The sequence below is a fragment of the Tepidibacillus sp. HK-1 genome (genome assembly GCF_001748485.2).
Lineage (GTDB): Bacteria > Bacillota > Bacilli > Tepidibacillales > Tepidibacillaceae > Tepidibacillus_B > Tepidibacillus_B infernus.
In genome coordinates this window covers 129,403-143,884 of record NZ_BDGM02000002.1, presented here as the reverse complement: position 1 = coordinate 143,884, position 14,482 = coordinate 129,403, and the positions used below count along the sequence as shown (strand labels likewise).

The following is a 14,482-nucleotide window of genomic DNA, read 5'->3' as shown; positions in this document are numbered from 1 at the left end:
TCTTATCTAATATCATAAGTAATATCATTAGAATCTAGAAATGTAACCCCTCCTTCAGCGTAACCCCATGCAGAAGTACTATTTTTTACTTTAGGAGTTAAACTCTGACTTAAATAGAATGAAGTATAGTTACCTCCTCCAATGAAGGATTTATCCGAATCAAAAATATATTGATATTTGTAATTCCCCCAAGATGAAGAACCAACAACTCCTATTTGATTACCATTGCTATCATAATAAGTATTTGAAGTCTTTAATTCTACATCATAAGCATAAGAAGGTGGAGTATAAAATACTAAAGCTTGATGATAACTTAATTCTATCTTATTTGTTGAATTTCTAAAAAAGTATTCTTCGTCTTGTACTAAATCATATGCAACCGCCCCTAAACCAGTATATGCCGACCACCAAGAAAGTGTATTCCCGTTGGTAGACTTCTTCCAATGAAATGGTCCTTCATCAGGTACAGCTGCTAATCCATTCCCAACAAATGTAAATACTAAAGAAATTAAAAATAATATACTCCAAAAATTTTTCTTCATTGAATCGCACCTCACTTATTTTAATAAAAAAGCAATTTATTCTTAATATTGGAATTTTTTCTAACTTAAAACTAATGCTGATACGGCAAATCAGTAGATTCATAGATTGAAGTCTCTAAAGTTGTATACTGTTTGTCCGAAAATTGGCTAATCTGCAATGCACTAAAAAGTAGTAAGGATAAAATAATCCCTAAAACTACCTTTTTCATTTATCTGCCCCTTCTTTCTTGTTGCCATCATTATATATAAATACAAAAATCCCTGTATTTGCCTTTATTGGCGATCTAACCTGATTAATGCGCTATTTCCTCATAAATTCTCGCTCACTTATTAAAAATGATAATAATAAGAATATTTATAAATCTATTATTTGTAAATTTAAGTAGTTTTTCCTAGAATAAAATTAAAATTATTTTGCTCAATTCTTTCATTGATAATGGTATAAGCGAGGCCTGTATGTAAATACTATATAAAGTATTGGCAAGGGTAAACGCATCAGATAAAGAGGCTAAGAACATGAAGTTTCAATCATATGACACATATTATCTAGGAGCACAAAGAACAAAATTATATCTTCGGTATTGGATCCCAGATCAACCTAAAGCGCTTGTTATTTTAGTTCATGGCGCTGGTGAACATTCTGGGGCATTCTCCCATGTTGCAATGAAAGCTTTACAAAACCAGATCGCTTTCATTGCACCTGATCTTCGAGGGTTTGGCCAGTCTGAAGGACCTCGCGGCCACATTTCTTGTTTTACGGAATATCTAGAGGATTTAGATCTCTTAATTAAATTAGTAAAAATTGATTTCCAAAAAACCCCTTTATTTTTATTAGGGCATAGTTTAGGTGGCCTTATTGTGATTCGTTATGTTCAAGAATATTCGAATCATATCAATGGAATCATCTTATCTTCACCTGCTATAGCTCTTAAGAAACCACTACCAAAATCAATAAACATGATCATTGAATTATTTTCTTGGTTAACCCCTGATTTAACAGTTAACCCATTTAGATGGTACATCCATCTGAAAAAAATTAGCTGGTTGGATCCCATATTACCAAAGGGGTCTATGCAAATGTTAAATGACCCGTTAGCGAACAAGCTTTATACACCCCGTTGGCTTACGGAATTATTACATCATGGGAATCAGGCAATGGTAAAAGTGGCTAATATCACACAACCAACATTTTGTTTATGTGGAAAAAAAGACCCTATCATCGATCCAAAGATGATAAAATCTTTTGTTGATGCCATTCCTTTGCAAGATAAGGCTTACGCGGAAATAATAGATGGCGGCCATTGCCCTTTATATGAACCATATCAAGATCAAGCAATTAATCTAATCTTTCGGTGGGTAGATCATTATTTATAAGACTCGGAATAGATGGCTCCCAACTCCTTTGAGCGTTTTGTTGCTTGTTTAATCGCGCTTTTGATTGCTTCTTGAAAATGATATTCTTCTAAAATTTTTAATCCTGCCATCGTTGTTCCCCCGGGACTTGTTACCTTTTCCCTTAAAATTGTAGGGTCTATTTTGGTTTCCAATAACATATGACCAGCACCGATTAATGTTTGAATCAATAATTCCCTTGCTTTATGATGTTCAAATCCAAGTTCTACAGCCGCTTGTTCCATTGCCTCAATCATATAATAAAAATAAGCTGGACCACTGCCAAATAATCCGGTAACGGCATCGAGTAGCTCTTCATCAACAATCGATACCGTTCCGATGGACTCTAAAACAGAGATCACAATTTTTAAATCTTCTTCCTTCGCATAGGTTCCTTTAGCTACCGCAGTCGCAGACATACTAATCATCGCCGAGGTATTTGGCATGGCACGAATGACAGGCCCATGATGTTGAAGTAAATCACTAATGTAATCTGTCGTTACACCTGCTACAACTGACAGGACTAACTGTTTTTGATGAGTTGCCTCACGAATGTTAAGCAAAGCCTCTGCAATATCCTTTGGTTTGACAGCCAAAATCAATATATCGGCTTCACTAATCGATTGTTGTTTGTTAGCAGAAGAAATTACTCCATACTTCTTAGTTAGTTGAAAAAGTCGTTGCTGATTTTCTCTATTTAAAATCGTTATGTTTTCAAGAGGTATCAATTTCTTTTGGGCTAGACCGGCGATCATTGCTTCAGTCACTGAACCTGCACCAATAAAACAGATTTTTTTATCTTCAAACATTTTCTTGCCTCCTAACGAATTTGACCATCACCATAAACGATATATTTATAAGAGGTTAAAGCCTTTAATCCCATCGGTCCTCTTGCGTGTAGTTTTTGTGTACTAATTCCTATTTCAGCTCCAAACCCAAATTCAAACCCATCTGTAAAACGGGTTGATGCATTGTGATATACGGCAGCAGCATCCACCATTTGTAGGAATCGCTCAGCAGTTTCTGTGTTATTGGTCACGATCGTTTCCGAATGTTTTGTGCCATATCGATTGATATGAGCTATTGCTTCTTCAACATTATTTACGACTTTGACCGCCATAATGTAATCTAGATATTCTGTTTCCCAATCTTCCTCCGTTGCCTTTTTGATTTCAGGTACAATGCTTAGGGATGTTTCACATCCCCTAAGTTCCACATTCTTTGCTTTTAATTCGGCAAGCAGCTCTACCAGATATTTTTTAGCCCAATCTTTTTGAACCAATAATGTCTCTGCAGCATTACAAACCGATGGCCTTTGCGTTTTGGCATTCACAGTGATTCGTTTTGCCATTTCTAAATCCGCATCTTTATCAATGTAGACATGAACATTACCGGCACCTGTTTCAATCACCGGAACGGAAGCATTTTGGACAACAGTTTTAATCAATTGCGCTCCCCCACGTGGAATCAATACATCAAGATATTCATTTAGCTTTAACATCTGGTCTACTGTCTCCCTGTTGGTATCTTCGATCAGTTGTATAGCTTCCATTGGTATACCGGTTTGCTTAAGCCCTTCATGAATGATTTTTAGAATCGCTTGATTTGAATGGATGACAGATGAACTCCCCCGAAGAAGAACAGCATTTCCTGTTTTTAAACATAATCCTGCTGCATCTACGGTTACGTTGGGACGAGCCTCATAGATCATGCCTATCACTCCCAAAGGAACTGTAACTTTTGTAATTTGTAACCCATTGGGTCGTTCCCAAGATTCTATTTGTTCTCCAATTGGATCAGGAATCTCCACTAATAATCGAAGACCCTCTGCCATTTCATGAATGCGTTTTTCATTCAGGATCATCCGATCAAGCAATGCCTGACTTACATCTGCACTTCTTGCCTCCTCAATATCCCTTTTATTTTCATGAATCAGATATTCAGATTGTTTTTCTAATTGATCAGCAATCACCAGTAATGCTTGGTTCTTTGTTGCTGTTGAAAGAATACCTAATGATTGAACAATCTCTTTTGCCTTTTTTGCTTTTATCATCAATTCATTCATTTTGTTACAACCTCCTGAATCTTTTCTTGTAAAGCAACCCAATCATCACGGTGAATCACTTCAATCCGCTCGATATCCAAATGATTTTTAGCATATTCTGTAGAATTCCCTTGAACTTCCTTTAATTGTGCCGATGAGTAATTGATCAGTCCTTTACCTAGCAAATGGCCATCTTTGGAGTAAACCTCCACAACTTCACCAGGTAAAAAATTCCCATCAACATGTGTCACACCTGCAGGAAGTAAACTTTTCCCACCGTGAATAAGAGCAAAAGCAGCTCCTTCATCAATGATGATTTGGCCATTGGTATCAGAATGAAAAGCAATCCATTGTTTTTTTGATTTTAATGTACTTAACAATGAATGGCCAAAATAGGTACCTTTTCCTTTTCCCTCCAAAATATCGGTCAACGTTTCTTTTCCATTCCCAGTTCCTATAAAAACATGAACTCCTAAAGATAAAGCTAATTTTGTCGCTAAGATTTTTGATTTCATTCCCCCTGTTCCAACTGAAGAACCTGAGGCGGTTGCTAGTGCTTCTATTTCAGGTGTAATTTCATCAACCTGTTTAAACTTTTTCGCATGAGGATGAACACGCGGATCGGAATCATAAAGCCCGTCCGCATCTGTCAAAATCACTAATGTATCTGCATGAATCAAACCGGCTACAAGAGCAGATAACATATCATTATCTCCAAATGTCAATTCATCAATTGCGACGGTATCATTTTCATTGATAATTGGAATTATGCCTCGCTTTAGTAAAACAGATAAAGTATTATAGACATTGTTATATTGCTGTCGTTTAGAAAAATCGATACGGGTAATTAATATTTGTGCTACTGCAAGGCCATATTTACTAAATGCATCATTATATGCTTGAATCAATAGTCCTTGCCCAACCGCTGCCGCTGCTTGCTTCCCTTCGATGGTTGCAGGACGGCTAGGATAACCTAGTAAAGTAAAACCTGTTGCAACAGCACCTGATGAGACAAGTAGGACTTCATGCCCTTGTTTTCGTAATGCAACTATTGCTTTTACGTGTTTGTTTAATTTATCCTGTGAAAGTCCACCATGACTATTCGTCAAGGAACTGCTCCCTATCTTAACAACTACTCTTTGTTTTTTGATATTACCATTCATTGTTGTAAATCCTCCTGATACTATATTCATGGTCTCATGCCAATTGAAAAAAAATAACTCTTTCATCCTATTAAATAAGGACGAAAGAGTTTTCTTCCGTGGTACCACCTTGATTGGCTATTAAGCCCACTTTCTTCTTGATAACAGGCAGAAGATCCCTGTCTAGGTTAAAAAAGTCCCTAGCCGCTCCGAGGTGGGTTCGGAATCCCTTGTGGTAAGCCTTACAGCCAAGGGTCTTACTCTCTGTTTCACAGGAAAGACCTACTAATCCTCTTCAACACATTGTTCATTTTTAATGAATCATTGTAAGTTTCTATTATTATATTATGCTTTAACGTAGTAGAGAATGTCAAGTTTTGTTATAAAATATTTTGAAACCAACGATTAAATTAGTATTATTGCAGGATTCTGATAGCTTAGTTAAAGATCTCAGCAGCGAATATGCTTGTCTTAAAAAACCCTTATGGTTATAACCATAAGGGCGTAATAAAACTGAGGAATTATTTCATTAAATGTGAAAATCCTGCTGTCTTAAAGGATTTTGGATTTTTCTTCTCATCAATTGTAACGAGATTCGTATCTTTTACCTTGTCATACCATAGCTTATGATGGTGTTCAGCGTACTCCTGATCCATAAAGCCAGTTGCCATAGCCTCAAATGAAACCCGTTCTCTTGGATGGATAGCGGATAAATAAACATGGACAAAGAAGAAAGCAACAAGCGTAATAGCACCAATATCATGCAAAATTAATATGATGAATCGATTCTCTTTGAACCAATCAAACCAAAGCGCAAACCCTGTTAAGGCAAGAATCGGTCCAAATATCACGACAAACAAATAATATAGTTTTTGCCCTGTATTGTATTTTTCCTGTGGCGGCATCCCATCCCCACCAAAGAAATAATGCTTTGGAGCAGCCTTTAACCAACCAAGATCATGCTTACTCCACTTAAATACACATAACCAACAAAATCTGTTATGGGAGAAAATCAAATAGATCATGGGTGCAGCCACAAAGAAGATTGCACCGATACGGTGTACGATCCGAACCCCAATTCCTAATTTTGTCGAGAGTAATGCGGCACTTCCTTGAAAGAAAATAATAAATCCACTAATCGCTAGCAAGACAAATCCAAATGCGACTGCCCAATGCATGATTCTATCAGCTTTTGTATATCGAAACACTTTGTTCTTCTTACTCATTTTCTTCTCCTCCTTCTTGATGGTGATTCTCTTCTTTATTCTTAGAGATTGCTGCGACAGCATAATTACCCATTAATCCTAAAGCAGTTGCTCCTAGTAGCACGCCTCCAGCTGGTTTAATCAGATCATCACGCCAATCGGCTAGTTTTGAAACCTGCTCATTGATACTTGATTTCGGATTCATAACACTCACATAATAAATTTTAGGTTGAGTTCCTTGATTTGCTAGAATAGGCTTAGCATTACGTTTTTGAATCTCTTGATTAATCGTACTTGATGGATCGTCCAAATCACCAAAGATTCTCGCTTCTGGAATGCAAGTTTTGACACAAGCTGGTTCTCCACCTTTTTGTAATTCTGACGAACAGAAGTTACACTTTTGAATCGTCTTCGATCGTTTCACTTCAACACGTGCATTATAAGGGCAAACCGCTACACAATATTTACAGCCAATACATTTGCCTTCATCCACTAACACAATTCCGTCCTCTGTCTTATACGTTGCACCTGTTGGACATGCTTTCATACATGGAGCATCCTCACAATGCTGACACTGGATTGGGAGAATATTCACTTTTACATTAGGATAAGTCCCTTCTTCTTTTTCAAGAAAGTGAATAAATGCTTCATCTTGTTCTAGTTCATTTTTCATTTGACAAGCAAGTCGACAAGCATAACAGCTTACACATCGAGTTGTATCAATTAACATTCCATATCGTGCCATCGACTACACATCCTTTCGAACTGTTACAGCAGTTTCCATCATTAATCCATTTCCAGATATTGGGTCAGTTCCTGTTTTTACAAAATCATTTGGACATAATCCAAATCCGTTTGATATTTTGAGATTCTTAGCAAAAGCTCCATATCCCCCAGGTAAGAAAATGGCATCGGGAAAGATCCGTTCCGTAACTTTTGCTCGAATTTTTCCTTTAAATAAATTGTTCTCAATGATCACGAAATCACCGTCTTTAATTCCTAATTCCTTAGCCTTTTTCGTGTTAATCCAAACTCTTTCTAAGTTATAATCCTTTGTCACTTGCATTAGCTGAGGAATATTTGCAGTAGAAGAATGAGAATGAACATTTTGTTTTCCCCATATTAGACGGTATTCTCCTTGCTTTGGCTCCACTTTTGGTGCAAGCCAAACCGGAATTGGCGAGAATCCAGCTTTTTTATAAGCCTCTGAATAAAATTCAATTTTTCCTGATTCGGTTTTTAACTTAGGAACTTTCCCAAATTCCACCGATTCTTTTGTCTTTACGACACCTTTTTCTTTTAACTCTTTATAAGAAATTCCAGTTGGTTTTAATAGTGCCTCATTTAATTCATCGATCGTAAAATTAAAATATTGGCCTAATCCCATTTCCTTAGCTATACCACTAATGATCTCACTAAATGGTTTAGTATTCGGATGGACTTTATCAATCACTTGTTGACGTATTGTCACAGCTCCTGTTTTTCCTGAAAGCGGTTCTACTATTTCTGTTCTTTCTAGATAGGTTGGCTCTGGTAAAACATAATGAGCTAGCTCGGCACTTTCTGACATCCAGATATCACAAACAACTACCAACTCTGCCTTCTTATAACCATCAATGTTGTATTGGCGATCTGGGGTATTTCGAACAGGATTAAAATGGTTAATAAAGACGGCTTTTACCTTACCCTCACCGATTAATCCTGGCGTTCGGTGGGGCATACCTTTTGAACTTGGAACAAGTGGATATTGCCCCTCCACTCCGGATCCATCGATATGGTCTACTTTTGGCTTTTCAGGAGATGGATGTTTAGTAGAATCTAATTTTCCTAATTCAGGCTCAACCGCAAAATATATACCACCCTTTTGATTGAGGTTACCTAACATTGCATTGACCAATCCAACCATTCTCGCTGTTTCCGGACTATTCATATAGTTACAACCAAAAGCCCCTTTCCATGATGGATCGATAAAGGCATGTGGTTTTGCAGCTGATAAATCCTTTGCAATCTCAATGATTTTTGCCGCTGGTATCGTTGTTATTTTCTCCGCCCAATCTAGCGTGTAGTTTTGAATCTCTTTTTTAAATTCTTCAAATCCGATGGCATTTTGCTCAATAAATGCTTTATCATACCAATCGTTCTGAATCATTGTATTCGCTATAGCTAGCAATAACGCAAGATCTGTTCCTGGTTTAATCGGTACCCATTCATCGGCAATGTTGGCAGTAGCATTATGTCTTGGATCCACACATACTATCTTTGCTTTCTGATCTCTTCCTTTGATCATTCCTTGCAAATGACTCGGTTTAATTCCATCCCCTACACTTCGACCAATGTATAACATATACTTCGCACTCGAACTGTCTGCAGCTGGTGTTTTTCCAAAAGTATATTCAAATCCGACATCTCTCGAAATATAGCAAACCGAATGGTGAGTCTGAATACTATTACTACCAATCGCCTTCATAAATCGGCCACCGTAAAACTTTCCTACATCTTTTGGATTATGCATATACATCACACTTGCCGGGCCATATTTTCCGATAATTTCCTTTAATTTATCTCCTATTTCTTTGTTGGCTTGTTCCCATGATATTGGTACAAATTGATTGTCGACTCGTTTCATTGGCCCTGTTAAACGATCAGGATGGTAAGTTAACATTGCGGCTCCATAAGCTCTTCCGCACAATGTTCCTTTATTTGTCGGGTGTTCCGGGTTCCCCTCAATATTGATTACACGTCCATTCTTTACTGTTGCGATGATTCCACAACGACTAGTACAGCCATTACATAGTGTTGGTATTTTTTTTATCTCTCCCTTTTCTTCTGCTTGTGCCCATTTGTTCATGCCAAATTTGAAATCGACTGCTAAGATTGCTCCTGTTGCTGCAGAGGCTTTTAAGAAAGCCCTTCGACTAATCCTTCTCTGTTCACCCATTTATAACTCCCCCTAGCTGATTAAAAAAACTAATTTTACTAGATTCGAAATTCGAGTCCATTCGTAATATGTGAAAATAATCACATACATTTTCTGATTTCATTATAAACCAACTTGATTCTAATTAGCTATTTCATCTTTTTATATGAGTATAAGAATTCTTTTATATCCATATTGTGATTAAATTCACAAATAGTCATAATATTTTATTTTTTCAGTTTGTTTATATTTAAAGAAATTTTAAATTGTGTACATTATTTGTCTAATCTATCAAAAAACTATGAAATTATTTGAAAAGCATTTAGAATAATGATAGATACATTTTGTTTTGTTATCATATACTATCAAAGAAATGAGGGCTAGTTTTGAACATCCATGTGTTAGAGGTTTTTATTACCGTAGCTGAGGCACGGAGTATATCAAAAGCAGCAAAACAACTTCATCTCACACAACCAGCAGTTAGTTCCCTCATTCAATCATTAGAACAGTATTATGGTCATCAACTTTTTTTTCGAACAGTGAAAGGTGTTCAATTAAATCCAGCGGGTGAAATCGTTTATACCAATATCAAAAAAATCTTTGAGATTCATGCAGCAATGAAAGAGAAATTAAACGAGTTGAGACAGAATGAAAATCTAATACATATTGGTGCTACTGAAGCGTTTGGTAACTTTTTATTGCCTTATACAATGGGAAGCTTTCGAAGACAGTATCCCGAAGTTCGGATTGATGTCTCCATTTTTCAAAAGGAAGAGATATTTCAACAACTTCAAGAAAAAAAGATTGATCTTGGAGTAATTGAGGATGGTAGTACTGGTCAAATTGGAATTGAATCTGTAAAGATTGGAACAGATCCTATTATTTTAGCCGTATCCTACCATTCATCCTTTGCAAAAATTGAGGCGATCTCGCTTAATGAACTAGAGAGTATTCCCTTAATTTTGGCTTCACCTTCTTTACCAATTCGTCGCTCAATTGAAAATAAACTATCCCAGATGAAATTTCCAATCCAAACCTTAGATGTAGTTTCTGAAATGAGTAGTATACAAGCATTAAAAACCTCAGTCATTTCTGGATTAGGGGCATCTTTCTTCTATAAGTCTTGTATTGAGTACGAAGTTGAAGAAGGACTCTTACACCCCTTGACGATCGAAGGATTAGAATTAGAGACTTCCTATTACTTACTCTATCAACCAAAAAACATTTCAGTGATTGGCCAGCAGTTCTTGTCTTACTTATTAGAAACAAAAGATTTGATTAAATGCTAAAACCCCTTGATTGTTCAAGGGGTCATAAGAAAATCCTATATAATGGAAATTACAACGCTACAATTGATCAAACAAATTATCAAATGCCTTACGTTCTTCTATTGTTTCTTCAATCAGAACAATTAGATCGTCTGGATCATCTGCTTCAATGAATTCTCCCTCTACAACTGCAAAAGGAGTAACGGCACATCGTTCACAGTGTCCTAGACAATTATATTCAATTACATCGTATTCTGGATTATCTTCTAACTTTTGTTTGATTTTGTCTGTACCATGGATATAGTTATTCGTACAAAATTCGATCATTGGATTCATCTTGTCTGCTCATCCTCAATAGGCTTTATTCCTAATTGGTCTAATTTCTTAAAGATCTTCTTAAGATTAGGATTCCCTTCTGTTACAATTTCATCCTCTATTAAGACTACAGGGTACCATAAATCTTCAAGCATCATTCTTCTAGCAAAGGCCTTCTCTTCCTCATTCGCTGGTTTTTGAAAATCAATATATTTAACGTGGATTTGATCTCCATATTTTCGGTTAAATAAGGATTGCAACCATGAAGCAGTTTCCTCACTAGAAGGTGCATTGATACAACTCGCACAAATGATCCCTGTACCATATACAAACACTTCAAGCTTTCCATCTTCAGTTCTTCTCATACAAACATCTCCTATACCCACTTGCATCTTTTTATCTATTTTACACAAATATTTGCAAAATGATGATATTCAAAGTTTCACAAAGTATTATCATATAGTTAAAAAACTTTTCCTATGTTACAATACCTTTAGCTTATAAAATTGCCCACAAAAGTGACGTTCTCTTTCGAAGCGTATTCCGATTACTTTTGCGGGGTTCCATTTATCATCATGTAAAGAAAGTTATACTTTCTTTCATAATCTTAATAGGAGGTCAATCATATGTCATTATTTGAAGAAGTACAAAAAATTATTGATCAATTACGTCCTTTCCTACAACGTGATGGTGGCGATTGTGAATTAGTGGACGTAGAAGATGGAATTGTAAAATTGCGTTTAATGGGCGCCTGTGGTGCTTGCCCTAGTTCAACCATCACCTTAAAAGCTGGGATTGAACGTGCATTGATGGAAGAATTGCCTGGGAAAATCACTGAAGTTCAACAAGTTTGGTAAAAAACAATGTCTTCTATCTTACAAAAAACGGCGCCAATGTAATTAAGGTACCTGATGTAAAATAGAAGACTGTCTACATTATTTATCCTTTACTCTTTTCATAATCTCTACGTATAATATCTCAGCTGATTCAGCTGATACATATTGATCATCTACCATAGCAAATAGGGTTCTTACACATTGACGACAATGGCCTAAACAACCAAACTCATATAGGTTTATTTTTTCTTTTTCTTTCAATTGGTCATAGACTTTTTTTGAACCATTAAGTAGATTGGCACTACAGAACTCAATACTATGGTTTTTCTCCATTGTTCCATACCTCAGGATTCACCATATGATTTGGCTTTTTCCCGTTCATTGCATCAATGAGTCCGTTAGCTGCCATCATTGCCATTCTTTTTCTTGTTGATATACTTGCACTCCCAATATGAGGAAGGACCACTACATTTTCTAATGTTAATAAAGGATGATCCATTGGAATCGGCTCTTCCCGAAACACATCCAAACCTGCCGCCCAGATATTTTTCTGGACAAGGGCTTCATACAACGCCTCTTCATCAACAGTTGCCCCTCTTGAAACATTGATAAAGATCGATGATGGTTTCATCAACGAAAATTCCCTTTTACCCATGAGCTTTTCTGTTTCAGGAGTTAGAGGAGTTAGTAATACAACAAAATCTGATTCTTTTAGTAAATCTTCTAATGAGCGATACTCTGCTCCTAATTGTTCTTCTATCTCTATACGACTTTTTCGATTATGATACAGGATTTTCATATCAAATCCTTTTGCACGTTTGGCTACCGCTTCACCAATCCTTCCCATCCCAATAATACCAATCGTTGCACCATATACATCTTGTCCTGCCATTAACATTGGACCCCAGCTATCCCATTTCCCTTCTAAAACATACCGGTTTGCTTCCGTAATCCTTCTTGCTGTTGCCATCAGTAACGCAAAAGTAAGATCTGCTGTCGTATCACTTAATACTCCTGGGGTATGAGTCACCACAATTCCTTTCTCTGTTGCCAAGGGAAGATTGATATTATCATAGCCAACAGCCATAATCGAAATCGCTTTAAGGTGTTTGGCTTGATTTATTAACTCCTCATCAATTCTCTCAGTTAACATGATGTAAAACCCATCAGCTTTTTTAGCTTCCTCTAATAAACGTTCTCTTGGTACTGGACGATCTTCTTCCCAAACACTTACTATAAATACCTCTCTTAATTTTTCCAATGCTTCTTCAGGAATTTTTCTAGATACAAACACATACGGTTTATTCAACCTTATTCCCCCCATAATGATTCGCAATATTTATCTCAAGTCTAACATAGCCTAGTCTATTTTTTTAGGATTTTGTTTAGACACTGGATAAATAATATCAAGTCCACCGCTTACACTAATCGCATTGCCCGTTACAAAATCTGAATCTTTTTGGCACAAAAATTCAATCACTCTAGATACATCTTCCCCAGAACCTGGCCTCCCTCTAAGAGATTCTTTATCTTTTAAAAGCGCTACATCACGTATCATTTTTTCCTTATTTTCACCAATAATATCACTAGGGCATATCATATTGACAGTAATCCCATAGGGGGCTTCTTCTACTGCTAATGTCTTACAAAAGGAGACCAGCCCAACTTTTGCCGCTGCATAAACAGAACGGTCAGGCCAAGAAGGAGCTTCATTAGCTCGATGGAAGCCAAAAAAGATAATTCGGCCAAACTTTTGTTTTCTCATTAAAGGTAATGCAAGAGAAGTTGTGTACATGGCACTAAGTAAATTACCATGAACCATTTGCTGTATTTCATCGATCGACATTTGATAAAAGTTTTTTCGTTCTCTGATAAATGGACCTGCAGCATGAACCAAAACATCTAATCTCCCAAATTCGCTATTTACCTCTATAAATAATTCCTGCATCTTTTGGTAATTCGTTGCATCCCCTTGAAATGCAAAAACCTTTCGTCCTAGATGATTGACTTCGGAAACGACTTGTTCTGCAGCCTTATGATCGGTCAGATAGTTTATGACTAGATCGTATCCTGATTTTGCCAGTGCAAGCGCAGTGGCTTTGCCTAAACCTTGTGAACCGCCTATAATAAGGGCAACTCCTTTAGCTGCCATGATCAACCCTCCGTTCATCTAACGATATGTGTATAGTATACAAATCCAGATTTTATAATACAATGTATTCATAGTGTGAAAAGTGCATTGGATGAAACCTAAGACTTAAGGCAAAACTATTGATCATAAGAGGAGGTAGTTATAATGAAAGAAAATTTTGTCCGCATTTCAGATGAAAATCTCTATCAACGGACATTACAATTACTAGATGAACGAGGGGTCACCATACACGATATTGCAGAATTAGTTTATTTTCTTCAGTCAAAGTATTTCCCAAATATTACCCTTGAAGAATGTGAATCGCACATCAACAAGGTGTTAGAAAAAAGAGAAGTTCAAAACGCTGTAATCACAGGAATTGAATTAGACAAATTGGCAGAGAAAAAGGCATTAGAATCCCCTTTACAAGAAATCATTTTCCAAGATGAAAGCCTTTATGGTATTGATGAAATTATTGCTTTATCCATTGTCAATGTCTATGGAAGTATTGGTTTTACCAACTATGGATTCATCGATAAAATGAAACCGGGAATATTAGAAAAACTGAATGCCCATGATGGTGTACATGTGAATACCTTCCTTGATGATATTGTAGGAGCAATTGCAGCTGCAGCATCTAGTCGTATCGCTCATAGTCAAACACGATAAAGCTGAACTTATTAACACATA

General features: G+C 36.5%; 17 protein-coding genes and 1 other annotated feature. Of the genes, 4 read left to right on the top strand and 13 right to left on the bottom strand.

Going from position 1 to position 14,482, the window contains the following annotated elements; all coding sequences use genetic code 11:
* Positions 1 to 2: 2 nt before the first annotated feature.
* Positions 3 to 542 (bottom strand): hypothetical protein, encoded by a 540-nt coding sequence (locus tag BEN26_RS01660; protein ID WP_069800501.1) that lies wholly within the window; start codon positions 540 to 542, stop codon positions 3 to 5.
* Positions 543 to 613: 71 nt separating this feature from the next.
* Entirely contained in the window at positions 614 to 751 is a 138-nt protein-coding gene (locus BEN26_RS01655) for a hypothetical protein (RefSeq protein ID WP_181482159.1), read from the bottom strand.
* A 307-nt stretch (positions 752 to 1,058) separates the two neighbouring features.
* On the opposite strand from BEN26_RS01655, the gene BEN26_RS01650 reads away from it, so the two are divergent.
* Complete coding sequence (locus BEN26_RS01650; protein ID WP_069800503.1) at positions 1,059 to 1,916, top strand: alpha/beta hydrolase; 858 nt, start codon at positions 1,059 to 1,061, stop codon at positions 1,914 to 1,916.
* Here the strand turns inward: BEN26_RS01650 and proC are convergent.
* The 6 genes from proC to BEN26_RS01620 all read right to left on the bottom strand — a co-directional run bounded on the left by proC (position 1,907) and on the right by BEN26_RS01620 (position 9,263).
* Complete coding sequence (gene proC / locus BEN26_RS01645) at positions 1,907 to 2,743, bottom strand: pyrroline-5-carboxylate reductase (protein ID WP_069800505.1); 837 nt, start codon at positions 2,741 to 2,743, stop codon at positions 1,907 to 1,909. The genes BEN26_RS01650 and proC overlap by 10 nt on opposite strands.
* 11 nt (positions 2,744 to 2,754) lie before the next feature.
* Positions 2,755 to 3,999, bottom strand: coding sequence for a glutamate-5-semialdehyde dehydrogenase (locus tag BEN26_RS01640; RefSeq protein WP_069800507.1), 1,245 nt, complete (start codon positions 3,997 to 3,999; stop codon positions 2,755 to 2,757).
* Positions 3,996 to 5,129, bottom strand: a complete 1,134-nt coding sequence (proB, locus tag BEN26_RS01635; protein ID WP_069801066.1) for a glutamate 5-kinase — start codon at positions 5,127 to 5,129, stop codon at positions 3,996 to 3,998. Before proB ends, BEN26_RS01640 begins: the two co-directional genes overlap by 4 nt.
* Positions 5,130 to 5,214: 85 nt before the next feature.
* Positions 5,215 to 5,428: a binding site (T-box leader), on the bottom strand.
* Positions 5,429 to 5,641: 213 nt separating this feature from the next.
* Positions 5,642 to 6,346, bottom strand: coding sequence for a formate dehydrogenase subunit gamma (locus tag BEN26_RS01630; RefSeq protein ID WP_069800509.1), 705 nt, complete (start codon positions 6,344 to 6,346; stop codon positions 5,642 to 5,644).
* The gene (locus tag BEN26_RS01625; protein WP_069800510.1) at positions 6,339 to 7,070 is read right to left on the bottom strand and encodes a 4Fe-4S dicluster domain-containing protein; all 732 of its coding nucleotides are present in this window, start codon (positions 7,068 to 7,070) and stop codon (positions 6,339 to 6,341) included. Before BEN26_RS01625 ends, BEN26_RS01630 begins: the two co-directional genes overlap by 8 nt.
* Positions 7,071 to 7,073: 3 nt before the next feature.
* The gene (locus BEN26_RS01620; RefSeq protein ID WP_069800512.1) at positions 7,074 to 9,263 is read right to left on the bottom strand and encodes a molybdopterin-dependent oxidoreductase; all 2,190 of its coding nucleotides are present in this window, start codon (positions 9,261 to 9,263) and stop codon (positions 7,074 to 7,076) included.
* 365 nt (positions 9,264 to 9,628) lie between these two features.
* Here BEN26_RS01620 and BEN26_RS01615 point away from each other — a divergent pair, with 365 nt between their 5' ends.
* Positions 9,629 to 10,531: a LysR family transcriptional regulator gene (locus tag BEN26_RS01615; RefSeq protein ID WP_069800514.1), complete on the top strand. Its 903-nt coding sequence runs from the start codon at positions 9,629 to 9,631 to the stop codon at positions 10,529 to 10,531.
* Between the two features lie 57 nt (positions 10,532 to 10,588).
* Here BEN26_RS01615 and BEN26_RS01610 read toward each other — a convergent pair whose 3' ends face one another.
* Together BEN26_RS01610 and BEN26_RS01605 are read right to left on the bottom strand one after the other, a co-directional pair.
* The gene (locus BEN26_RS01610; protein ID WP_069800516.1) at positions 10,589 to 10,846 is read right to left on the bottom strand and encodes a YuzB family protein; all 258 of its coding nucleotides are present in this window, start codon (positions 10,844 to 10,846) and stop codon (positions 10,589 to 10,591) included.
* Positions 10,843 to 11,190: a DUF1462 family protein gene (locus tag BEN26_RS01605; protein ID WP_069800519.1), complete on the bottom strand. Its 348-nt coding sequence runs from the start codon at positions 11,188 to 11,190 to the stop codon at positions 10,843 to 10,845. The genes BEN26_RS01610 and BEN26_RS01605 overlap by 4 nt, the downstream gene beginning before the upstream one ends.
* Before the next feature lie 261 nt (positions 11,191 to 11,451).
* Here BEN26_RS01605 and BEN26_RS01600 point away from each other — a divergent pair, with 261 nt between their 5' ends.
* Positions 11,452 to 11,682, top strand: a complete 231-nt coding sequence (locus tag BEN26_RS01600) for a NifU family protein (protein WP_068725577.1) — start codon at positions 11,452 to 11,454, stop codon at positions 11,680 to 11,682.
* A gap of 78 nt (positions 11,683 to 11,760) precedes the next feature.
* On the opposite strand, the gene BEN26_RS01595 is transcribed toward BEN26_RS01600, so the two are convergent.
* Genes BEN26_RS01595 through BEN26_RS01585 form a run of 3 tightly spaced genes read right to left on the bottom strand, consistent with a single transcriptional unit; the run spans position 11,761 to position 13,813 of the window.
* Positions 11,761 to 11,994 (bottom strand): DUF1450 domain-containing protein, encoded by a 234-nt coding sequence (locus tag BEN26_RS01595; protein WP_069800521.1) that lies wholly within the window; start codon positions 11,992 to 11,994, stop codon positions 11,761 to 11,763.
* The gene (locus BEN26_RS01590) at positions 11,978 to 12,970 is read right to left on the bottom strand and encodes a 2-hydroxyacid dehydrogenase (protein ID WP_220126391.1); all 993 of its coding nucleotides are present in this window, start codon (positions 12,968 to 12,970) and stop codon (positions 11,978 to 11,980) included. Before BEN26_RS01590 ends, BEN26_RS01595 begins: the two co-directional genes overlap by 17 nt.
* Positions 12,971 to 13,021: 51 nt before the next feature.
* The gene (locus BEN26_RS01585) at positions 13,022 to 13,813 is read right to left on the bottom strand and encodes an SDR family oxidoreductase (protein ID WP_069800524.1); all 792 of its coding nucleotides are present in this window, start codon (positions 13,811 to 13,813) and stop codon (positions 13,022 to 13,024) included.
* A 165-nt stretch (positions 13,814 to 13,978) separates the two neighbouring features.
* Between BEN26_RS01585 and BEN26_RS01580 the strand changes: the two genes are divergently transcribed.
* Positions 13,979 to 14,461, top strand: a complete 483-nt coding sequence (locus BEN26_RS01580) for a phosphatidylglycerophosphatase A family protein (RefSeq protein ID WP_399167682.1) — start codon at positions 13,979 to 13,981, stop codon at positions 14,459 to 14,461.
* The last annotated feature ends 21 nt before the right edge of the window (positions 14,462 to 14,482 follow it).